This window comes from Streptomyces fradiae ATCC 10745 = DSM 40063 (genome assembly GCF_008704425.1).
Lineage (GTDB): Bacteria > Actinomycetota > Actinomycetes > Streptomycetales > Streptomycetaceae > Streptomyces > Streptomyces fradiae.
Genome location: NZ_CP023696.1, coordinates 3223946 through 3246070 on the forward strand (window position 1 = coordinate 3223946; position 22125 = coordinate 3246070).

The 22125-nt window shown below is 72.1% G+C and carries 15 protein-coding genes, 1 tRNA gene, 1 other RNA gene and 3 pseudogenes; 6 read left to right on the forward strand and 14 right to left on the reverse strand.

The genetic code is table 11. From position 1 onward, the window contains the following. Positions 1-18: 18 nt before the first annotated feature. Positions 19-113: signal recognition particle sRNA small type (ffs, locus tag CP974_RS14250), an RNA gene on the reverse strand. Positions 114-186: 73 nt separating this feature from the next. Here ffs and CP974_RS14255 point away from each other — a divergent pair. Next, positions 187-274: transfer RNA gene (locus tag CP974_RS14255), tRNA-Ser, on the forward strand. A gap of 88 nt (positions 275-362) precedes the next feature. On the opposite strand, the gene CP974_RS14260 is transcribed toward CP974_RS14255, so the two are convergent. The 4 genes and pseudogenes from CP974_RS14260 to CP974_RS14280 all read right to left on the reverse strand — a co-directional run bounded on the left by CP974_RS14260 (position 363) and on the right by CP974_RS14280 (position 5308). Then, positions 363-1625, reverse strand: coding sequence for a competence protein CoiA family protein (locus CP974_RS14260; protein ID WP_223844629.1), 1263 nt, complete (start codon positions 1623-1625; stop codon positions 363-365). 155 nt (positions 1626-1780) lie between these two features. After that, positions 1781-2929: pseudogene (locus CP974_RS30990) on the reverse strand (ATP-binding SpoIIE family protein phosphatase); the annotation flags it as partial. A gap of 1125 nt (positions 2930-4054) precedes the next feature. Then, positions 4055-4873, reverse strand: a complete 819-nt coding sequence (locus CP974_RS30995; RefSeq protein ID WP_323132761.1) for an FAD-dependent oxidoreductase — start codon at positions 4871-4873, stop codon at positions 4055-4057. 22 nt (positions 4874-4895) lie between these two features. Beyond that, a pseudogene (locus CP974_RS14280) lies at positions 4896-5308 on the reverse strand (NUDIX hydrolase). 213 nt (positions 5309-5521) lie between these two features. Between CP974_RS14280 and CP974_RS14285 the strand changes: the two are divergent. Then, complete coding sequence (locus CP974_RS14285; protein ID WP_031128419.1) at positions 5522-5959, forward strand: hypothetical protein; 438 nt, start codon at positions 5522-5524, stop codon at positions 5957-5959. Between the two features lie 218 nt (positions 5960-6177). Here the strand turns inward: CP974_RS14285 and CP974_RS14290 are convergent, their stop codons facing one another. Both CP974_RS14290 and CP974_RS14300 read right to left on the reverse strand, forming a co-directional pair. Continuing rightward, positions 6178-7425: a hypothetical protein gene (locus tag CP974_RS14290; RefSeq protein WP_140160800.1), complete on the reverse strand. Its 1248-nt coding sequence runs from the start codon at positions 7423-7425 to the stop codon at positions 6178-6180. Between the two features lie 954 nt (positions 7426-8379). Then, positions 8380-8862: an MSMEG_6728 family protein gene (locus CP974_RS14300; protein WP_031128417.1), complete on the reverse strand. Its 483-nt coding sequence runs from the start codon at positions 8860-8862 to the stop codon at positions 8380-8382. 231 nt (positions 8863-9093) lie between these two features. Here CP974_RS14300 and CP974_RS14305 point away from each other — a divergent pair, with 231 nt between their 5' ends. Further along, positions 9094-9540 (forward strand): hypothetical protein, encoded by a 447-nt coding sequence (locus CP974_RS14305; RefSeq protein WP_031128416.1) that lies wholly within the window; start codon positions 9094-9096, stop codon positions 9538-9540. A 242-nt stretch (positions 9541-9782) separates the two neighbouring features. Here CP974_RS14305 and CP974_RS14315 read toward each other — a convergent pair. The 5 genes and pseudogenes from CP974_RS14315 to CP974_RS14335 all read right to left on the reverse strand — a co-directional run. Further along, a pseudogene (locus CP974_RS14315) lies at positions 9783-10265 on the reverse strand (hypothetical protein); the annotation flags it as partial. A gap of 411 nt (positions 10266-10676) precedes the next feature. Continuing rightward, a complete protein-coding gene (locus CP974_RS14320; protein WP_031128414.1) occupies positions 10677-12002 on the reverse strand; it encodes an LPXTG cell wall anchor domain-containing protein in 1326 nt (441 codons plus the stop codon). A gap of 283 nt (positions 12003-12285) precedes the next feature. Continuing rightward, positions 12286-13038, reverse strand: coding sequence for a precorrin-4 C(11)-methyltransferase (gene cobM, locus CP974_RS14325; RefSeq protein ID WP_031128413.1), 753 nt, complete (start codon positions 13036-13038; stop codon positions 12286-12288). Beyond that, entirely contained in the window at positions 13035-14459 is a 1425-nt protein-coding gene (gene cbiE / locus CP974_RS14330; protein ID WP_261344847.1) for a precorrin-6y C5,15-methyltransferase (decarboxylating) subunit CbiE, read from the reverse strand. Before cbiE ends, cobM begins: the two co-directional genes overlap by 4 nt. A 169-nt stretch (positions 14460-14628) precedes the next feature. Further along, a complete protein-coding gene (locus CP974_RS14335) occupies positions 14629-15600 on the reverse strand; it encodes a helix-turn-helix domain-containing protein (protein ID WP_031128411.1) in 972 nt (323 codons plus the stop codon). 91 nt (positions 15601-15691) lie between these two features. Between CP974_RS14335 and CP974_RS14340 the strand changes: the two genes are divergently transcribed. Further along, entirely contained in the window at positions 15692-15889 is a 198-nt protein-coding gene (locus tag CP974_RS14340) for a hypothetical protein (protein ID WP_031128410.1), read from the forward strand. 273 nt (positions 15890-16162) lie between these two features. Here CP974_RS14340 and CP974_RS14345 read toward each other — a convergent pair whose 3' ends face one another. Continuing rightward, entirely contained in the window at positions 16163-16579 is a 417-nt protein-coding gene (locus CP974_RS14345) for a hypothetical protein (protein WP_031128409.1), read from the reverse strand. Positions 16580-16996: 417 nt separating this feature from the next. Between CP974_RS14345 and CP974_RS14350 the strand changes: the two genes are divergently transcribed. Both CP974_RS14350 and CP974_RS14355 read left to right on the forward strand, forming a co-directional pair. Beyond that, a complete protein-coding gene (locus CP974_RS14350) occupies positions 16997-18517 on the forward strand; it encodes an APC family permease (RefSeq protein ID WP_031128408.1) in 1521 nt (506 codons plus the stop codon). A gap of 136 nt (positions 18518-18653) precedes the next feature. Continuing rightward, entirely contained in the window at positions 18654-19646 is a 993-nt protein-coding gene (locus tag CP974_RS14355; RefSeq protein ID WP_031128407.1) for a hypothetical protein, read from the forward strand. 172 nt (positions 19647-19818) lie between these two features. On the opposite strand, the gene CP974_RS14360 is transcribed toward CP974_RS14355, so the two are convergent. After that, positions 19819-21885, reverse strand: a complete 2067-nt coding sequence (locus CP974_RS14360; RefSeq protein ID WP_031128406.1) for a PhoX family protein — start codon at positions 21883-21885, stop codon at positions 19819-19821. Positions 21886-22125: the final 240 nt, after the last annotated feature.

A 22125-nucleotide genomic window follows, 5' to 3' on the forward strand; every position in this document is an offset into this window, starting at 1 on the left:
GTCTCCGTCCCCGGACACGCGAACGCCCCCCACGCACCCGCCAGAGCCGACCTACCCTTGCTGCCTTCCGGCCCTGGGGGAGTTCAGTCAGATAGCGCCACGTGAGGGGCTGCGCCCAGGGTACCCGATCCGTCGCCCTGGGAACGAGTTCGCAAGCACCCCTCGGAGTCATGTAATGTTCCCGGCGGAGGATTCGCCTAGAGGCCTAGGGCGCACGCTTGGAAAGCGTGTTGGGGGCAACCCCTCACGAGTTCGAATCTCGTATCCTCCGCCACGGCTGACCAGCCGAAACGAAGGTCCCGACCGCAGCGCGGTCGGGACCTTCGTCGTTCCGTGGTTGCAGTTTTGGTTGCAGTTCCCGTCTACCGCCCGTTGAGGACGGACCGGCACGCGTTGCAGTACATGGCGGCGTTCCGCCCGTAGCGTCGCATCAGCTGGCCGCAGCCGGCGCACAGCCCGAGCTCCCACGGCGGGCATCTCAGCGCGGCGGAAGCGGCGGCGCGTTCCACGGTGGTGATCCGCATCGGGTCGTGGGAGCGCTGGATCGGCATACGGGGAAGCGTGAAGCCGCCGGTCGGCTGGTCGAGATCGCGGAAGGGCCGGCCGTCACTGACGAACCAGCTCTCCTCCCCGGCTCTGCAGTTACGGTCGATCTCCTGCTCGGCGAAGGTGATCAGGTCGTCCTCCTCTTCGACTGGGGCCGTTGGGAGAGGCGTCTTCTCGCCGATGAGCTCCTGCCACAGCGCGCGGTCCTCAGCCGAGACCCACATGTGCCGACCGGCGCGGCCGCTCCCTCGGCTGGGCACGTAGACCGGGACGCTCTCCCCCGTCGCACTCTGCAGGACCAGGTCCTCGATGAAGACCGGCTTCTTCTCCGGGAGGCAGAGCGCGGGCACGAACCAGTCCGCGTGAATCGCGCCACAGTGGCCGGCACCCTCGCTGACGAGACAGTGGCGCTCGCTGCTCGCTACGCACTTCCAGACTTCGAGGTGCCGGTACCCTCCGCGGATCACCATCTCCCTGCCGTCGGCGATGTCCTTCCACGGCATGTCGTCGACCCGCGCCCACGGAGCGCGGTCGATCAGGGAGGCCGTCCGGTCCTTCGCCACCCAGAGAGGAGTGATGCCGTGCTCCACAGCGTTGACCGAGCGCCGGTGGACGCTGCTGGGACTGAGGTGGTGGTACTGGATCTCCCAGCCGATCCGCAGGCCGCCGGGTCCGACGACGACGGCGTCCGAGATGCTGCGCCGGTTGCCGATGGGAACCTCGGCCTCGGCGTCCAGGCCGTGCCGCCCGGCGGTCTCGACGATCCGCTCCTTGGTGGCCTTGTGCTGGGCGCTCTCCGCCGGCGTCGCCTTGTGCGTGATCGGCAGGTGGGAGGCGACGAGCGGTCGCCGGCCGCCGGCGCGCCCCCGGCGGATGAACATCCAGGGCGACTTCCCGCCCGACTCCGACAGGCACTCGCGCTTGTCGTGGTGCGCCAGGCATTCAAGCAGTTGCGGGTCACGCTCGGAGACGCGGGCGGTGATCTCCTGGAGCAGATCGGGACGGTCCGGGTGACCGAGGTCGGGCAGGGACAGATTGATCTCTATGCCGTATCCGGTGTGCCACACCCCATTAGCCATTCCTCCACCATAGGAACGACCACTGACACTCAACAGGGCGCATAAGAGATCCAACGCCACTATTCAGAACGGGAGTTCGAGCCCTTCCGGCCTCGGCGCAACACAGACGGCATTGTCAGAGGAATCCGAACGAGCTGTGCGCGCAACGGCGTTTCCTAGCCCCCCAGCGGCAGCTCGCACCAGACGGCCTTGCCCCCGCCTGAGTCGCGACGAGACCCCCAGGACGAAGCAATCGCAGCGATGACCGACATGCCACGACCAGCCTCGTCAGCTGGTCCGGCTTGCCGCCTACGCGGCAGATGATCGTCCGCGTCCGTCACCTCGATGATCAGCCGGCGATCGGTGCGGCGCAGGCGCAGCCCCACGGGTGGGGTGCCGTGTTGGAGAGCGTTCGCCACCAGCTCACTCGCGGCCAGCACGCCAAGGTCGCACGTCCCGGCTGGGAGACGCCAGGAGGCGAGCGTGTTGCGCGCGAATCTCCTGGCGCGCGGGGCTGTCTCCACGCCGCCGCCGAGATCCAGCGCCGCATGGACAAAGAGCTCGGCATCCGCGCCGGTGCGGGTGGGGTGCTGGAGAGCAAGCACGGCGATGTCGTCCTCGAGATAGGCATCTGCACCCAGAGTGCGCAAGAGCGTGGCGCAGATGTCGCCAGGGGTGCCCTGGACACCGGCGAGTGTGCGCTCCAGTACGGCCACGCTTTCGTCGATGTCCCGGTCCCGGCGTTCGACCAGGCCGTCGGTGTAGAGAACGGCGGTGGAGCCCGGCGGCAGGCCGATGGATCCGGAGGCGTGCCGCCACCCGCCGGTGCCGAGCGGGGCCCCGGTGGGGTCCTCGGCGCGGCGGACGGTGCCGTCCTCGTCCCGTACGAGAATCGGCAGGTGCCCGGCGGACGCGTAGACGAGCTGCCCTCCGTGCGGGTCGTGGACGGCGTACACGCAGGTTGCGATCTGGCTGGCGGCGATCTCGGCGGCAAGGCCGTCGAGGAGCTGGATCACCTCATGGGGAGGCAGGTCCAGTCGAGCATAGGCTCGAACAGCGGCACGCAGCTGACCCATGGCCGCAGCGGCGCGCACGCCGCGGCCCATCACGTCGCCGATGACGAAGGCCGTACGGCCGGCCCCTAGGGAGACAACGTCGTACCAGTCGCCACCCGCGTCGGAGTCTCCGGGCTGGTAGGTGGCAGCGATGCGCAGATCGTCGGGCTGCTCCAACTCCTTTGGGAGCAGCGACTGCTGAAGACTAACGGCCGTCTTGTGCCGATCCTTCTCGGCGAGAGCAAGCCTCTCGCGCAGCACGGCAACGTCGTCGTCCAACCCGTAAGAGTTGTTCAGGGTTGTCCGGAACAACTCGGGGCTAGAGTCTCCTGCCGACGACCTGGGGTGTGGAAAAACGCTTCCCGCAATGATGCGTGCGTCGGAGGAATCATGGGGCTCTGCGACGACACCCAGGTCGTCTGCGGCGTCTCGCACAGCCTCCTGTTCACGGTCCAAGGCGTCGTCGGTTCGCGCCAGGATCTCGTCGAACTGGTCAAGAGCGCTGTCCTCGCCCGGTACGTCGTGAACGACGGCGTCAGCGGAGATCACGGCCAGGTCTCCAGCGTCGCTGACCAGCGGCTGTTGGCCGATGTCCAGCAGATACGCCTCCAGCATCTGCACGCGCCGGGCAGCAAGGTCGGCGATGCGCTGGGCTTCGTCACGTTGGCTCACCGCACGTTCGAGCTGGGCGCTCAGGCGCGCCTCCTGGTCCCGAGCACGTTTAAGCTGCGGCTGCAGCGCACGCGTCGGGTCCGGTGAGTACACACCGACCCCGGTGCGTGCGTCGATACGTCGCGACAGCTCAGCAACCTTGGCTTGTGCCTGGCCGAGGACGAGAAAGAGCATCGAGGCAATCCGGAGCGCCTGTTGACGCCCCTGCTCACTGGTCTCGTATGCCTGGCGCGCACGCACGAGGTCCCGGTAGACCTGAATCGTGCGTTCCTTCTCCTCGATGAGTTCGCGCGGCGACACGACCACCTGACCGTCGACGGCGACCAGGGTCGGAGCGCTCTGCGCCTTGTCCCAGAGGGCACGTGCCTCGCGTACGCGACCCAGCGCCTGGTGGGCCGGCTCGTCAGGGAAGCACACATCCGCGACGGCCTCCACCACATCCCAGGTCAGGTCTTCCCCTGACAGATGAATGCGCAGGCGGCGGAGGTCTGCGACTCTCCCGTCCGCGAAGTGCTCCGGGGTCAGACGGCTATGGATGTCCCGAACGCTCAGACCAGCCTCGTCGATCCATGAACGAACCATCTGGACCAACGAAATGACTTCGGCGCTGGCTCCTTTGGGCGGTGCCCAGGGACGCCCCGGGCGCTTCTTCCGCTCCCCCATCGCTTCTCCCCGTGTTGTTCCGCGACAACCCGCCGTTGTCGCCGGAACAACATCCAAACGTTACCGCCAATCACCGCGCAGCTGGATCGTGTAGACGCGTCGCCCCCAACCCCCCTTCACGAACCGAACTCGGAGACTTCCCGTGCACCTCACGCAGGCTGAACTGCTCCTCGTCGCCTTGCTCATGATCACCCTTCTGGCGATGGGAGTAGGTGGTGCAGCAATGGCCCTCGCGCGCTGGGAGGGGCTCACAGTGCCCGCCGCCATCAGCCGAGGGGGCACCGCCTTCGCCGGGACCATGGTCCTCGGAGCATCCTTGGCCGGTCTCTTCCTGATGCTCAAATAAGGTAGGAGGGAGGCAGCCGACCGGTGTCGGCCGCTCCCCGCGCTTGCGCCAGCCTTCAACCAGAGAAGGGTGGCGGGGCGTCTACCACTCGTCGGTGTCCCCGTACTTTCCTGGGTTCTGAGCACGGTCCACAGCCTGTGCACACGACTCGGCGAAGGCCGCCTCGACGGCCACCGTGTCCCTGCCTCGCACCTGGGCCTCGACCTCCTGGCCCATGCCAGGGCGGCGAGCTGTGCGCCAGGCCGAAGCGCGGTCGGTGTACCGGTCGGTCTCGAAGTCCCAGGCCGGCAACGACCACTGCTCCGGGAGGTCGGTCGCCGCGCGTTCCCCGCCAGGGAGGAACAGGGCTCGGGCGTGGAAGACCACAGCCCGACCAGGTACGGCCCCCACATCGCCCCGGCCGCCAGCGAGGTGACGCCCGGCACCTGCTCGGCGATCACGTGCACCGAGGCTCCGGTCTCGGCGAGAACGAAGGCGGTGGTGAGCCCTGCCACCCCCGCCCCGACAACGACAACGCGCTCTCCTGCACGCACGATTCTGTGGCCTGGGGCCCACTCAGGAAGGCAGGGCCCCGTCGAGGTAGTCCTGCACCGGCTCGAACAGTCCGTACGGCACATACTCCGGGATCTCGCCATGGGCGACCCAGGCCAGTTCGGCCAGCTCCTCGGTGTCCGCGACGTGGGCCGTGCCGTCCAGTACCTCGCATGCGGTGTACGACATCAGTCGGCCCGTCTTGGGGTGGACGCGCTCGCCGAGCAGCTTCACGGCCGCACGGTCAGCCCGGTCTCCTCCTGGGTCTCCCGCACGGCTGCGTCCTCGCGGGCCTCCCTGGGCTCGACCTCGCCGGCCGGAAACTGCCAAGAAGGCTGTCCCTCGCTGACCCGGCGGCGCACCATCAGCACACGTCCCTCGTTCACGACGATGGCGGCGGCGATGCCCGGACGCTCGTCCGTGTTCTGGTTCGTCACGTCTGTTCCTCCAGGACGGCCAGGATGGGTGGGAAGATCGCACGACTGCCTCAGCGTGAGCCTCGATTCACCCTGAGGGCCACCTCCCGGCTCAATTCTGGTCTCACTTACATCAGTCCAGGCCCGTGCGGACCTGGATATGCCGGAACCGCTTTGGGAGGCCGTGAGGCCAACTTAAGGTGGGATCCGTTACCAAACGAGGGAGTCCCCAGCATGGACCCGATCACCGCAGCGGCCCTCGCCGCGCTGGCCGGCGGGCTCGGCGGCGAAGCCGGACGTCAGGCGTGGCAAGGACTTACCGCGCTGGTGCGGCGCCCGTTCGGGCGAGCCGCGGCACAGGGAACGCAAGAAGACGGGACACCGCAGGTCAGCTCCGGCGAACTGGAAGTCGCCGCGCTGGAGGGAGACCCTGTCGACCCGATGCGCGCGCAGGCACTGGCCACTGCCCTCGGCGTACGAGCGGCCCTGGATGGAGAGTTCCGCGTACTGCTCGAGGAGTGGTGGCAGCGAGCACAGCCCAGCTCATCGAGTGGCGATGTCCACAACAGCATCAGCGGCGGCACCCAGAACGGTCCGGTGCTTCAAGGGCGGGACTTCTCAAGCCTCACCTTCAACATGACACGCACCACAGGCTCACCCAACAGGGACTGATCGGCAGGGGCTCGTCAAACTCGCAGCGTCCCGGTCGCAGGCCAGACGAACGTGAGGTTTGGCGGTGCACATTGGTTGGAGTGCCATGTACTTGGCAACTCTTGTCCGTTTCTTGAAGCCGATGTCGTAATCGCGTCAGCTTCACTCGGCCCTGAACCTAAGCTCCGACACACGACCCCGCTACAGCAGAGCGCTCCTGATCGATCACTCCGATGGAATCATTCAGACTGCGAATTCAGCCAAGCCTGGATAAGCATCGATTCATCCCTTTCCTCGGCTGCAGACTGTTCCAGATCTTCTTCCCATGCCACGGTGCGAAACAGCCCCCTCTCCCGCCATTCATTCAACGGTTCTTCGAGGTCCTCGCCATTAGCCTCATCCTGAAGCCGCCTTGCCGCGCTATAAACCAGCCGCAATTCCGCACCGGCAACATGATAATCGTCATACGGCGGCAACAGCCGATCATGCAGGGGCAAGTTTCTATCCACCTCAACACAGCCGAGATAGCTGGAAACCGTTTCACGCATCGCCGCGTCTAGGTCCGCCGCCTGCTCCTCGCTGAGCCCAGAAACGGTAGAGACAGCGATGTTGAAGGACTTGATCAGAGTGGTAAGCCCAGGGACCGTGAGGGTCTTCCAGAGTGCGGGTTCCCGGGCTAGGAAGTGAGCAGCGAGGTCAGCAACCGCAACCCCGTTGTCGTTGAAGAGCAGACTCGCGACGGCCACACCCAGATCACGCCGATACTCGGGGACAACCCGCGAGACCTGCGTCAACACGTCTCGGTCGATCTGCCCAGGCAGTACCTCATCTTCATCAAACAGTAGAGCGATACTCTTGCGGCTCACCGTTTCCCTTTCCCGGGATTGACCCAAATGGAGCTGCGAGAGCTCCGACTTTGACAGTTCGTTACGGAAGTCCATCCACGTCAACCCGGGCGGCTCCGGAACAAGAGACTGCTTTGCGTACTCCAACTGAGCCTGTGCCAGAGTTTCCGGCTGCCCGAACGCAAGCGCGGAGATTCGAATCCTCCCTCCTGCCGATACCGATGCCACAGTGCCGATACCTGAGAAGACCAGCGGCTCCTGAGCAGCTTCATGGAGCGTCGTAGTCGCCGTCGCCGTCGTTAGCCAACGTGGGTCAAAGGTGACGACCACCCTCCTCGCCCCAATAGAGAAGGCAAGGTAAGGATCCTTGGTCAGCACTCCAGTCGGTTCCTTGAGCGGAGGCTCGGGCGGGTTGTTGCAGCGCATAGCGCCTTCAAAAGAGACCAGAAGGCCACGATGCACCTTCTCTGCCGTGCCTTCGCTGAGCGTCACCGCCTCCGCGTCCCACGTCTCGAACAACGGGCGAACGATCCGGACGAACTCTCCAGGCGCCATCCCCTGCCCGGCAAATGGCCTCGTGCCGTCGAGTCCGGCTCTTCTTGCTGCAGTTGCCACCGCGTTGGTCTGCGCGAGCATCGCCATCCTTGGCAGGTTGACCAAGTCGACACTGGCGAACCGGGCCCTCCAGATCTGCGATGCCCTGCGCAACTCCTCAGCGAGGGCCTCGTCAGTAACCTCGGCTACTGACGGTGGTCCTGTCATCGTGATGTTCACGTCGCCGTGAATATCCCTTGCCTGGACGGCAGGCCCATCTACCTGCCCGGAGAGCTCATTGCTGACATGGGACGGTTTCCGGAGAGCACCCTCTCCGCCCCCGACCTGCTCCACTACTGCCTCCCGACCTCTCTCACCCCGTGTGATCGGCTACCTGGCAGACAGTCAACACCATCTTCTGTGTCTGCAAAGGGTGTTCAAGGCGACCTATGGCTGCTGGCCTGAAGGCAAGGCCGGACCGCTCACCGCGGCTGCGGAGCAGCAGGATGTTTCCAGCTCAGCGCCCCAGATAGAGTCGGTTAACAGGAACAGCTCGCCGAGTTCACGCCGGCAGGGACAGGCAGCAGTCCCGGTCTCAGTTCTGGTCTCATTCGCCCCCGTCCGGGCCCGTCCGCACGAGGTCACCCCGAACGCTCCGCCGCAGGTCAGGACGCCCCCGACCCCCGCCGGACCCCCGTACGAACAGTTGGAAAGCGTGTTGGGGGCAACCCCTCACGAGTTCGAATCTCGTATCCTCCGCCAGTGCCTCACCGGGCACGATGTCGAAGGGCCCCACCGTTCGCGGTGGGGCCCTTCGACGTTCTCCGGACCGTGTCGTCCCGGTATTCGTCCACAGCGGGTGCTCGGGTCGGTCGAGTGGCGGGAGAGCTCCGCGGTCGACGATCACGACCCGGCCGCGCTGCAGAAGCACCGGGCCGCATCCGAGCACGCGTCGGTCGCGCCGCTCCGGGTCAGGGCGGGTACGGCCGCCCGGCGCGGACTCGGGGGGCGTGAATCCACCGACCGGTGGCGGGGTGGGTGGGCGGCCGTCCGAACGGCGGGTCAGTCCGGGTGGAGGGCCGTGCGGCGGTCCGAGGGGGGCCAGACGTACGGGAGGTCGTCGGGGACCTCCGGGAAGAGGGGCACGTAGGCGTCCGGGTCCTTGCGTACGAGGGCCGACCTGTGGCTGCGGTGGAAGGCGTCGTCGCCCAGCCACGGCGGCAGCTCCCCGGCCGCCGCCAGTTCCGGCTGGTCGCGCACCGGGGCGTGCGGGTGCAGCGCCGCGAAGCCGGACACGAGGGAGGCCGCGCAGCTGTCCTGGTGGCCCAGGTCGCGCCAGACCCGGCACATCTCCAGGCCGTACCGGACCAGCGCCTCCTCGTAGCCGGCCCACATGCGTACCGCCGGGTGCCTGCGCCAGCCGTAGCCGGGGACCGTCAGGCCGCGCAGGACCTGGAGCGCCTCGACCCGCTGCTTGCCGAGCCGGCGGCGGTCCAGGGCCTGCGCCGAGGCCCGGAAGTCGGGGTAGGGCAGGAAGGTCTGCATCGGTCGCCCTTCGTACGGCGTGCGCGGACCGCACGGGTACGAGGCGGGTACCACGCCCGGCGCCGCCCGCACCCGCGCGCCGCCGCTCCTCCGCCGTTCGGCGGCACCGGTCATGCGGCCACGGGGCACGGGGTACCCCTCCGGGGACCGGCCCGGCGTCCCGGACCGGCCCGGCGGCGGGCACCCGCCCGTCCCCTCCCGAACGGCACCGGCGAAACGGCGGCACGCACCATGCAGAAGCACCACGACGGCCCCGACCGGGCCCACCAGCGCCCCGAGGGGCTCGACGACACGCTGGTGGAGGCCCTGGGGTCACTGTCCAAGGCACGCGAGACGACGGAGCGGGCACGCGGGCACCTCTACGCGTTCCACCAGCTCACCGGCACCGCGGACCTCGAGCTCGACCGGGCCGTCGCCCTGCTGCGCGAGGCCGGCCGGCCCGAGTGGGCCGACCGCGTGGCGGCGGAGATCCTGGGCCGCAACGTCATCCCGGGCCACTGGACGTTCCAGGTCGTCGAGGCCTACGACGACACGTACTACGAGCCGTTCCGGGCGCTCGAGGGGGCCGCCGTGGAGCAGCTGGCCGGTGGGCGCCGCCATCTGTACGAGGCGGAGATGAAGGAGGCCCGCCGCACCACCGGCCACCCCGACCACACCGCCCGCCCCGGTACTCATTGAAGGAGCCGTCCGACCCATCTGTGCGCAGAGCTCGCCGCGCGGGACCGGGCCGCCGCCGTCGCGACGTTCTACGAGCGCGGCATCCTGGGCTGACCGCCCGGCCTCGGGCCGCCCGGTCCGGAGGCGCCCGACCCGGCGGCGCCCGGCCCGGGGCCGCCCGGCCGCCGGCCGCCGCCGGCCGCCGAGGCCGCGGGGGTCCGGCGCGGCGCGGCCGACGCGGCGACGGTGACGGAGGCCGGCGCGGTGGCCGGGGTGCGGCGGGTGGCTCCCGCGGGCCAGACGACGTCGACCGGGATGCCCCTGGCGCGCGCGAAGGCGACGAGGTGCGCGGTGGCGTCGCGGCCGTTGGAGGGGGAGCCGTCCCAGACCGCCAGCAGGCGCCGGCTGGTGGTGATCATCCGTTCGTCGGCGGCCACGCAGGCGTCGCGACCCTCCGGGTCGTACGGCATCAGTCTCATCTGCTCCGCCAGCAGCAGCAGTTCGCCCGCCGCGTGGCGGTCGCGGTACGGGAGCACCGCCGGGACCGAGCCCTGGGCCGGGAGCAGCACCACCAGCGGCCTGCCCGCCCGCCGGGCCGCGCGGCCGGCCGCCACCGGGACGCCGGCGCCGACCCGTACGACGCCCTTCGCGCCGTCCGCCTCCCGGAGCAGGCGGGCGCTCAGCTCCGCCTCGACCAGGGTGAGGGTCTCCGTGGTCAGGTCGGTGTGCCCGACCACCGCGATCACCTCGCGGCTCGCTTTCCCGCCATGGCGCCTCCCGTTCGTCCGTCCTCGCGTCCGCCAGTGAACACAGATCGCCGGGCGAGCGGAAGGGCGCATCGGCTCCTTGACGGGGGCGGACGGGGGCCGGTGGGCCCCCGGTGGCGGGACTTCCGGCTCTGCGGGGGCGGTTGGGCCCTGTGGTTCCGTAGGTGGTGCGGGACGGTGTGCCCGGCTCGGCGGTTGCCTCCCCGTCAGGACGGCGGCAGCCGGGCGCACCCCCACCGCGTGCGTGCGTGGTGCGCGTGCGAGGGCCCCGGCCGCTGATCGCGGCCGGGGCCTTCGGGGTTGCCGGTGAGGCTTTCGGGCTGCCGGCGGGCCCTTCGGGGCTGCCCTCCGGCGGCTCGGGCGGTGCCGGTCAGCCTTCGGGCTGCGGCCTCAGGCGCCGGTCGTCCGGCGGCGGCGGGTGCCGTAGACGGCGGCGGCGCCCAGGAGCACGGCCGCACCGCTCGCCAGGGCGAGGCCGTTCAGGGCGTCGGACGAGCCGGTCTTGGCGAGCGTCCCGCCCGTCGTGGCCGCCGTGGTCGTGGTGCCGGTCAGCGGCGCGGTCTTCGTACCGCCCTGCGGGGCGGGCGTGTTGGCCGTCGGCGTGGGGGTGGGCGACGGGGTGGCCGCGACGACCTGGAACGTGTGGCTCTTGAGCGTCGTGTTGGCGGCGCACTCGCCGTCGCGCTCGTACGAGCCGCTCACCTCGATCCGGCCCGACCACTTCTCCAGCTTCGCGGACGGGCTGAGCCGCAGCCGCAGGTCCGCGTGGGCGCCGGGCTTCAGCGCGCCGACGTTCACGTCGATCCCCCACGAGTTCCAGTCGCGCCACGTGGTGGAGGTCCCGACGGCGTACCGGGGCTTGAAGAGGGGGACCAGGGTGTGGGTGCCCGGTGCGAGGGTGACCCGGCCGTATGCGCGGTCCACCGCCTCCCCGGTGTTGTTGGTGACGCGGACCGTGAAGTCGACGGTGCCGCCCGCGGTGACCTTCGCGGGCAGGCCGGTCAGCTCGGCGACGAGGCGGTCGTCCCCCTTGCACATACCGTCGTCGCCGTCGTCGTCGCCTCCGTCGCCGTTCTTCTTGGCGTCCTCCAGGGCCTTCTCCGCGGCGGCGAGGTCGGCGGCGGCCGTCTCCACGGCCTTCCGGAGCAGGCTGTACGCCCTCACGTCCTCGATGTACCGGTCGATGTAGGTGTCGTCGGCGGCGGCACGCTTCGCGTCGGCGGTGGCCTTCGTGGTGGCGGCGGTGGCCTCGGTGGCCCGCGCGGCCTCGACGGCCTTCTCGGCGGCCTCGCGCTCCTCGGGCGTCGCCGTGCCGGGCAGGGCGGCGAGCTTCGCCTCCGCCTCCTCCCGCGCCTTCGCCGCGGCGGTGTGCGCGGCGGTGGCGGTCTCGGCCTCCTTCTCGGCGGCGACGAGCGCGACCGCCTCCGGCCAGTCGCGCTCGCGGTGGGACTTCTTCAGCTCCTTGAGGGCGGCCTCCTGGACCGCCACCGCGTCCTGGTGCGCCTTCCGGGCCTGCGCGACCGCCTTCTCCAGCTCCGCGATCGACGGCTTCTTCCCGAACGCGGCCGGCGACGGCGACGGGGTCGGCGCGGACACGGGCGGCGCCGCGGGCGGCGGGGTCACCGTCGTCGCGTACGCCGGGGCGGCGGCGAGGAGCAGGAGGGGGGCGGTGACGGCAGCGGCGACGGCCGTTGCGAGAGTTCGTGTGGTCTTCACGGATGCTCTTTCTCGGGAGCGGACGTCGTGAACGGGGTGGTACGTGTCGGCGATCGCACGATCGTACGGAGCAAAGCCCTTGGGAGGGCCGTGAGTTCTGGTCACGTCGCGGGGCCCGGCCGGGAACGGGGGGTTCCACGGCCGGGCGATTCCGGGCGATCCACGCAGTTGCCCACACACCCCTGGTTTTCTGTGTGGGGAATCTCATCCCGCGGAACTGATGGGCAGTCAGTTTCGTTGCGGGGGTCGCGGAGCGTCGGGCGTGCGCCGTGGCGCCGCGCCGTCAGTCGCAGACGTGCCGGTCGCGCTCCGGCGAGTACAGGTGGCTGTCGCGGAACTCCGTCGCGGCCAGTGTCCGCCCGACGATGATGACCGCCGTACGGGTGATCCCCGCCGCCTTCGTCTGCCCGGCGATGTCCGCGAGGGTGCCGCGCAGCACCACCTCGTCCGGGCGACTGGCCATCGCGACGACGGCGGCCGGGCAGTCCTCGCCGTAGTGCGGGACGAGCTCGGCGACGACGCGGTCGACGTACCGCGCCGCGAGGTGGAGGACCAGCAGGGCGCCGCTGCGGCCGAGCGTCGCCAGGTCCTCGCCCTGCGGCATGGGCGTGGCCTGCTGGGCGACGCGCGTCAGGATCACCGTCTGGCCGACCGTCGGGACGGTCAGCTCCCGCTTCAGCGCCGCCGCGGCCGCCGCGAACGCCGGTACGCCCGGCACCACCTCGTACGGCACGCCCGCCGCGTCCAGGCGCCGCATCTGCTCCGCCACGGCGCTGAACACCGACGGGTCCCCGGAGTGCAGCCGTGCCACGTCGTGCCCGGCCTGGTGGGCGGCGACCATCTCGGCCGTGATGGCGTCCAGGTCCATGCGGGCCGTGTCGACGAGCCGCGCGTCCGGCGGGCACTCGGCCAGCAGCTCCCTCGGCACGAGCGAGCCCGCGTACAGGCACACCCGGCAGGAGGCCAGGGTGCGGGCGCCCCGCACCGTGATCAGGTCGGCGGCACCGGGGCCCGCGCCGATGAAGTAGACCGTCATTGTTCCTCTGCTCCCGCCTTCGTTACGGACCACTGCGTGACCGGCATCGCCTGCCGCCAGCCGGTGAAGCCGCCCACCGGCACGGCGTGCGCGACGGCCAGCCGGACGAGCTCGCCGCCGTGCCGCCGGTACCGCTCGGCGAGCAGCGCCTCCGACTCCAGCGTCACGGTGTTGGCGACCAGCCGGCCGCCGGGGCGCAGCGCCGCCCAGCAGGCGTCCAGCAGACCGGGCGCGGTGAGGCCGCCGCCGATGAAGACCGCGTCCGGCGCCTCCTCCAGGCCGGCGAGCCCCTCGGGGGCGGCGGCGGTGACCACGCGCAGGCCGGGCACGCCGAGGGCGGCGGCGTTGCGGGCGATGCGCCCGGCCCGCGCCGGGTCGCGCTCGACGGTGACCGCGCGGCAGGTGCGGTGGGCGCGCATCCACTCCACGGCGATGGAACCGGAGCCCCCGCCGATGTCCCAGAGCAGTTCGCCGGGGGCGGGCGCCAGCGCGGCGAGCGTCACGGCGCGGACGTGGCGCTTGGTGAGCTGCCCGTCGTGCTCGTACGCCTCGTCGGGCAGGCCCGGTACGGCTCCCAGGCGCGGGGCTCCGGGCGCGCGGACGCACTCGACGGCGACCAGGTTCAGGGGGTCGCCCGGCGGGTGCGGCCAGTCGTCGGCGGTGCCGTGCAGGGCGCGTTCGCGGTCCGGGTGGCCGAGCTGCTCCAGTACGCGCAGGCGGCTGGGGCCGTAGCCGCGGGCGCGCAGCAGCGCGGCCACCTCGGCGGGGGTGTCCGCGCCCGCGCTCAGCACGATCAGGCGGCGGCCGTCGTGGAGGGCGGCGGACAGGGTGTCGAGGGGGCGGCCGACGAGGGTGACCGTCTCGGTGTCCTCCTGCGGCCAGCCCATGCGGGCGCAGGCGTACGCCACGGAGGAGGGGTGCGGCAGGACGCGCAGCCCCTGCGGGCCGACGACGTCCGCGAGGGCCCGCCCGATGCCGTGGAACATGGGGTCGCCGCTGGCCAGCACGGCGACGGTCCTGCCGGCGTGCTCCGCGAGGAGGGCGGGGACGGCGGGGCGGAGGGGGCTGGGCCACGGCACCCGGCGCGCGGTCACCTCGGGCGGGAGCAGGTCGAGCTGGCGGGCGCCGCCGCCGATGACCACGTCGGCGGCGCGCAGGGCGGCGCGGGACGGCTCGGGCAGGCCGGCCCAGCCGTCGGCGCCGATGCCGACGACGGCGAGGGGGGCGGGGGCCCCGGTCGGGGACTGGGCCCCGGTCGGGGCGGGGGCCTGGGCCGGGACGGGAGCCTGGGCCGGGGCCTGGGCCGGGGCGGGAGCCTGGGCCGGGCCCCCCGTGGCGGGAGCGCCGGCCGTGCTGTCGGTGGGAAGCCCGGCGGGACCGCCGGCGCGGCTGCTGGCTGGACTGCTCGGTGGCCTGCTCACGGGCCGGAACCCTACCCGCCGGTCGGGGGGCGGGTGGGGGGCGGGGCCGTGTAGAGCCGGGCGGGCGGGGCGCAGACCGCGTGTACGGCTCCGCCCCACGTCGCGCGCACCTGGCGCGTATCTCGCCCCCGCCTGGCACGTATCGGCCCCGCCGCGTCCCGGCCCCAGGTCAGCGGGCCTCCTGCGCCCTGCGCAGGGCGGCCCGGTGCTCCCCCGTCCACGGGGCGCTCCGCAGTTCCTCGGGCAGCCCGGACAGCCCTGCGGTGATGTGGTCCACGGCGTCCGCGTACCGGCCCAGGCCCAGGCTCGCCAACCCCATGTTGAGGCGGTTGAACTCGGGCGTGAGCCAGTACGCCGTGTCCGGCGGCGGCAGCGCGGCGGCCTCGTCGGTGAGCCGCTCGGCGTGCTCCACCAGGCGGAGGGCGTCGTCCCGCGAGCCCAGCTCCGCCAGACCGGCGGCGGCCTGGAGCAGGTCCCCCAGCCGCTGCGCCGGGTGGGCGCCCGGAGTGAAGGCGGCGGCCGAGTACCAGCGGGCCACGCCCTGTGCACTGCCCTGCTGCCGGGCGAGGTAACCCCGGAAGTTGAGGGCCTGGGCGGCCAGTGTCCCGTTGCCGGTGTCGTCGGCCAGTTCGACCGCTTCGCCCAGGAGCCGTACCGCCTCGCGGTCCTGCCGCTCCTGGGCGAAGAGCCATCCCGCGAACTGCACGAACTCCGAAGCGGTCTCGGCGAGGCGGTCCCTGTGCGGCCCCCGTGCCCCCTTCAGCAGCCGCATGACCTCCTTCGTCTGGGCCAGAACGGCCGGGATAACGGAGCGGGGCGGCATCGTGTCGTCCAGCCTCCGGTACGCGGCCAGGACCCCGGCGATCGCGTCCACCGTGCCGCCGTCCAGGCGCGAGGGGTTCGCCGTACCCCGGGCCAGCCGGGCGCGGTCGTCCTCACCCGGCAGGGTGCCCACCAGCGCCCCGCCGGTGCCCAGCAGGTCGTCCAGCGCACGCGCCAGTCGCGGAGAGGCCCGCTGCCTGCCGTTGAGTACGCGGGAGAGGAAGGCCGGGTCGTAGTTGAGTGTCCGGGCGGCAGCCCTTATCGAGTAGCCGCGCTCATACAGCGCCCTGCGCGCCACATCCGCGAACTCGTCACGCATCGTGCACCCCATGGCATTGACCGGTGACCACCAGAGTATGTCAACACCGGTCAACTCCCGCGTGAGCGGCGGCTCTCGGCAGCCTTGGCGCATGGCTCACAGAACCGTCATGGACGACGCGGTGCACCTCTCCCCTCCGGGCCGGGAGCCCGTCCCGGTGGAGGGCTGCGCCACGTGCGCGGAACTGGCCGCGCGCAGGGAGGTGGACAGGCGCGCGGGCGACCTGTCGGCGGTCAGCGACCGCAACGTGCATATCCGCAGGCATCCTCACCGGGGGGCCGCCGGATGAGCGACCAGCCGGAGGGCGCCGGCCGCCTGCGCCTGCTGTCCCTCCGCGTCTCCCGCGACAGCGGGCGGACCTGGGGCCCGGAGCGGCGGATCTGGAGCGGTGAACGCCTCGCACCGCTCGCGAGCAGTGCGTGGCCGCCGTGCCTGTGCCCCCGATGCCGGCGAACGTGACCGGGCCGGTGCCGGGCAGGCCCCCGCCGGTCGACTTGGCCGGGGCCGGGGCCGGTGAGGCCCAGGCCCCGCCACGAGTGGTAGGGGTTTCAACTGTCGGGGTTCACTCGTGCGTGTAGAAGAGGTAGAACGCCGACGCTCCGATGCCCGCGCCGACGAGCAGGCCGATCACGGAGCTGCTGAGGACGGACGCCCCGGACACGTTGTGCAGGAAGCCGATGGCGATGCCGCCGAGCGCCCCGTACGCGGCCCCCCGCACCTCCCTGGGCAGGCGCCGCTGCACCCGGCCGAGGCCGTAGCAGAGGGCGCCGAAGACCAGCCCGGAGACCAGGCCGAAGACGACGTCGCCCCAGTTCGTCGGGGAGGCGCCGCGGTCGAGGAAGCCCGCGTACAGCGCGTATACGGCGCCGAGCGCGGCGGGGATCGCCCAGCTCAGCGTGGTGCGGCGGACGGCGCCCCGCCCGGTCCGCGGGCGGGAACGGGGGCGGCGGTGCCGTGCCGGGGCTGCGTGTGCGCCCATGGCTGCTCCTTCCGACATGGCCGACGGCCAGACCGGCGAACCGGCCAATGACCCCTTCCAGCCACCACAGCGACGCTTTTCAGCCACCTTCCGGCAGCCTTCCGGCAGCCTTCGGGCCACCGTCCGGCCACCGTCGGGTCGCCGTCCGGCCCTCCGGCGCGGCGCGTCCGGTACGGCCGTACGGCGCCGTCCGGCGGGCCGGGCCGCGCACGGCGTGGCCCCGTCGTGCGCGGCCCCGCGGCGGCTGTCCTCCCAGGGCACACCCGCCGCGCCGAACCGGCAAGTGGATCAACACGGCGCCCCCGCCGTCCGACGCGAACGCGACAGCGGCGCCTTGGTCCGGACCGCCCGGTTCCGGGGACGGGATTACGATGCGCCTGTTCGCGCCATATCCCCTGCCAACCAAGGACGTTCGGCATGCGCAACACATCCGGCAGAGGGCTGAGACCCAACGCGCTGGGCACGTTCGACACCGTCGTGATGGCGGTCGCGGGCAGCGCCCCGGCCTACACGCTCGCCGCGACGACGGCCGTGCTCGTCGGCGCCGTCGGCCTCGCGGCCCCCGCCGCGCTGCTGTACTGCGCGCTCCCCGTGCTCGGCATCGTGCTGGCGTACGGGCGGCTCGGGCGGCTCGACGCCAACGCGGGCGCCGCGTACTCGTGGGTGGGCCGCACCCTGCACCCGTTCCTCGGGTTCCTGTGCGGCTGGGCGCTCGTCGTGTCCACGACGCTGTTCATGGTGGCGGGCTCGGTGCCGGCCGGGGCGCTGACGCTGTCGCTGTTCGATCCCGCGCTGGCGGAGGACACCTGGGCGGCGACGGCGGTGGGGGCCTGCTGGTTCACGGCGATGCTGCTGGTGGTGCTGGGCGGGGTCCGGCTCACCGTGCGGGCGCAGCTCGTCGTCTCCGGTGTGGAGCTGGTCCTCCTGCTGCTGTTCGTGCTGGGCGCGGTGGTGCGCGGCGGAGCGGCGGCGGCCTTCGACTGGTCGTGGCTGGGATTCGGCCACTTCGACGGGGTGTCGGGCTTCGCGTCGGGCGCGCTGATCGCGGCGTTCTACTACTGGGGCTGGGACGTCACGAGCAACCTGAGCGAGGAGACCCGCGACGGCCGCCGCACCGCCGGGCTGTCGGCGCTGATCGGGGTCGGGGTGGTGTTCCTGCTGTTCGAGGCGTTCACCATCGCCGTCAACGTCATCCTGACCGCCGAGGAGATCACCACGCACGGCGGGGCCGGCACCCTGGCGCTGCTCGGTGAGGCGATCTGGCCGGGCGCGGGCGGAAAGCTGCTCGTCCTGGCGGTGATGCTGTCGACCGTCGCGACCCTGGAGACGACGCTGATACAGGTGACGCGCACGCTGTTCGCGATGGGCCGCGACCGGACCGTCCCCGCCGCGTTCGGGCGGGTGCACCGGCGCTGGAACACCCCGTGGGTCGCGGTCGCCGTCGTCGGAGCGGTCGCGCTGGCCCTGTTCGTCGCGTCGAACGCGTTCGGCTCGGTCGGCGCCATCCTGGCGGGCGCGGTCGGCGCGATGGGACTCCAGATCGCCTTCTACTACGGCCTCGCCGGGCTCGCCGCCGTCGTCGCGTACCGCCGCCTGCTGCTGACGTCCGTACGGGACTTCGTGCTGGGCGGGGTGTGGCCGCTCGCGGGAGCCGTCTTCATGCTGTGGATCTTCTGCGAGTCGCTGACGGCGCTGCCCGCCGCGTCGCTGTGCGTCGGGCTCGGCGGGCTCGCGGCAGGTCTCATTCCGATGATCTGGTACTGGCGGCGGGGCAGTTCGTACTACCGTCCGGCGAAGCTGGACGCGGTACGCGCGCTGGCGGCGGAGACCGGCCGGACCCACGGGTCGCACGACCCGTACGACCCGGCCGGGCCGTACGGCGACGTACCGCGGCAGCACCGGCCGGCCGCCGACGAGACCCTGGCGACCGACTTCTGACCAAACGCGACTGACCACGCGATCGGGGGGAGAAGGCATGGCCGCACGCCATCGTGCCACCGGAGGGGGACGACCGGACCGCACCGGGGGCACGGGAAGACCACGGCACGGCGGCGCCGCGCGGCGCACCGGCCTCATGGGCCGGGCGGGCCGCTCCGGGCGGGAGGGCCGCTTCGTGCCCGACCTGGACCCGTACTTCGGGGACGAGGCCCTCGGAGACGTACGCCACGACATCGCCATCGGCCGCTGGCAGGGCGTACGGGACCTGCTGCGCGCCACCGGGGACGACTGGCCGCGCCGCACCCACCGCGTCCGGCTCCTCGCGCACGCGGCGGCCGGCACGTGCGCCGTCGAGTCCTGGCGGGCCGCCGAGCCGGACGACCCGGACGCGGCGGTGCTGCGGGCGGCGACGGAGGTGGTCCGGGTCTTCGACGCGGCCATCGCGGCGGGCCGCGGCAGCGTCGTCGACCCGGCCCGGCTCGACTCGACGGTCCTGGCCTGCCTGTCCGCCGCGGACGCCCGCCCTGCGGACCCGATGCCGTGGGTGTCGCTGCTGACGGTGGCCCGGCTGTACGAGGGCGGGGTGAGCCGGGCGGAGCTGCGCCGCTGGTGGGACGAGCTGCGGCGGCGCGACCCGCACAACACGGAGGGGCACGTGCAGCTGCTGCGCTACTGGTCGGCCCGGTGGCACGGCACGCACGGCTCCATGTACGACTTCGCGCGGGACGCGGCGGGCGCGGCGCCGCCCGGCTGCCCGCTGCCGGTACTGGTGCAGATCGCCCGCGTCGAGGAGTACCGGTACGTGGTGGACGGGGCGCTCGGGCGGGGCCGGGGGCCCGGCTCGGTGCGCGGCTTCGACCAGCACTGGAAGCACGAGCTGGCCGTGACGGAGGTGCGGCGCACCTGGGAGCGGTGGATCGGGGACCGGGCGCCGGGGCCGGTCAGGCCGGAGGAGGTGGAGCTGCTGAACTACCTGACGCACGCCGCCTGCTACGCGGGGCGGCTGGAGATGGCGGAGCACCTCTTCGGGCTGCTGGGGGCGCGGGTGTCGCGGGCGCCGTGGTCGTACACGGGCGACCCGGAGGAGCAGTTCACGAGGTGGCGCGCACAGGCTCGCGCCACCCCGTGAAGCCCCTGCCCCGGTGCGGTCCGGCTGCCGTGCGGACCCGCTGCACCGGGGGGTTTCGCGGCCGGGCGCCCCTCGCCGGGGGCGCCCCCGGTGCCCCGCGTGGCGGGGGCGTCCGGCCGTGTGCGGGGGCGGGCACCCGGCTCCGGTGGGCGCCCGCCCGGCTCGTGGCCGGTCAGACGCCGATCGGGCGCCCGTCCCTGCGGTACACCGCGACGACCGCGGGGCGGACCAGCCGGCCCGGTCCGTCGGGCCACGACGAGGCGGGCTTCTCCACGGAGGCGCCGTCCACCTCGCCGGGGTGCTGCACGGCCACCAGGACGCGGCGCTCCTGGATGATCGGCCCGCACGTCTCGGCGCCCGCCGGGACGGTGAGGAACTGCTTCAGCTCACCGCGCCGCTCGCCGTGCGTGGCCACGCCGAACAGCCCGTCGTGCGAGCCGAGCGCGTTGCCGTCCGTGGAGATCCAGAGGTTGCCGTGCGGGTCGAAGGCGACGTTGTCCGGGCAGGAGATGGGCGACACCTTCTCCTTCGGGTACCCGGCGAAGTAGGTGGCCGGGTCCTCCGGGTCGCCCGCCACGAGGAACAGCCGCCAGGCGAAGCCGTCCGCCGCCGGGTCGTCCCAGTGCTCGGCGAGCTCCAGGATCTGGCCGTGCTTGTTGCGGGCGCGCGGGTTGGCCTCGTCCGCGCCGGGCTTGCCGGCCGTGCCGCGCTGCGAGTTGTTGGTGAGGGCGACGTACACGCGGCCCGTGCGGGGCGACGGCTCGACGTCCTCGGGGCGGTCCATCTTCGTGGCGCCGACCTTGTCCGCGGCGAGGCGCGTGAAGACGTACACCTCCTCGGCGGTCATGCCGGGGACGTGCGACACGTCGCCCGTGGCGAGGGGGATCCACACGCCGGAGCCGTCGAACTCGCCGTCGGAGGGGAGCTTGCCGGTGCCGTCCAGCTCGGCGGCGGGCGAGTCGCCGGTCAGCCTCGCCACGTACAGCGTGCCCTCGTCGAGCAGGGTCAGGTTGTGGGCGCGGGCGGCGCGGGAGCCGCCCTTCATCATGCGCTTGGACGACACGAACTTGTAGAAGTAGTCGAACCGCTCGTCGTCGCCCATGTACACCACCGGGCGGCCGTCGTCGGTCAGCCGGGGCTGCGCCGCCTCGTGCTTGAACCGGCCGAGCGCGGTGCGCTTGCGGGGCGTGGAGTCCGGGTCGTACGGGTCGAGTTCGACGACCCAGCCGAAGCGGTGGGACTCGTTCGGCTCCCGCTGGGCGTCGAAGCGCTTGTCGAACCGCTCCCACTTGCGCTCGGTCGGGCCGGAACCGATGCCGTAGCGCTTGTCGGTGGCGGAGGAGCCGTTCGCGAAGTACTGGTTGAAGTTCTCCTCGCCGTGGAGCGTGGTGCCCCACGGGGTGGTGCCGCCCGCGCAGTTGTTGAGCGTGCCGAGGACCTTGCGGCCCGACGGGTCGGCGGAGGTCTTCAGCAGGTCGCCGCCGGCCGCCGGGCCGGTCATCTCGAACACGCTGGTCGCGGTGAGGCGGCGGTTCAGCGGGTGGCGGGTGACCGGGGTCAGCCGGCCGGAGCGGTGCTCCTCCTGCACGACGACGACGGAGAGGCCGTGCGCCGCCCAGGCGATCTCGACCTGCTCGCGGGTCGGGTTCTCCGGGTCGTAGCCGCGGAACATCAGGACCTCGTCGGTGTACTCGTGGTTCGCGACGAGCACCTGGCGGCCCGGCTCGCCCCGCAGCGGCAGCAGGGAGAGGAAGTCGTTGTTGTAACCGAACTGGCCCGCCTGCGCCTTGGCGGTCTGCCGGTCCGGGTCGAAGGCGGGCGCGCCGCGCAGGATCGGCTCGCCCCAGCGGATGACCACGTTCTGGGTGTAGCCGGGCGGGACGGTGACCTGGTCCGCCGTGTTGGGCGCGACGGGAGTGAAGCGCAGGCCGCGCGCGCCCTGTGCCCTGCCGGAGGGGCCGCCGTGCCCGTGGCCCCGTCCCGCCTGGGCGGCGTGTGCCTCCGGGGCGCCCGCGCCGAGGACGGCGCCGCCCGCGGCGGTCGCGACGGTGACCACGGCGGCGGCGCGCACCATCGAACGGCGGGAGAGCGCGCCGGCGATGACGTCGCCCACGTACGGGTTGCCGCTGGTGTTGGGCACGTCGTGGAAGCAGGCGTCCCCGCAGCGGTAACGGCAGGTCAGGGCGGACCGGCCGCCGGCGTGCGGGGTCGTGGTGAGCAACGGCAGCAGCTTGCGCACGGGTTCCTCCTTCGGCGCGCACCGCGCCGACGTGGTGTCTCGATCGTCCGGCGGCGACGTTAGGCGGATCCCCGTGCAGGGCGGCGGCGGAGGGGTGAACGTGTGATGAATGCGGGGCAAAGGGGGCGGGGTTGACGCGAATGGACGCCACCCTTCCGCGCCACTCCGGGCGGCTAACCTTACGTGTCCGCCCTGGCCAGGGATGATTCCCAGGTATTCCCAGCAGTACGGACATATACG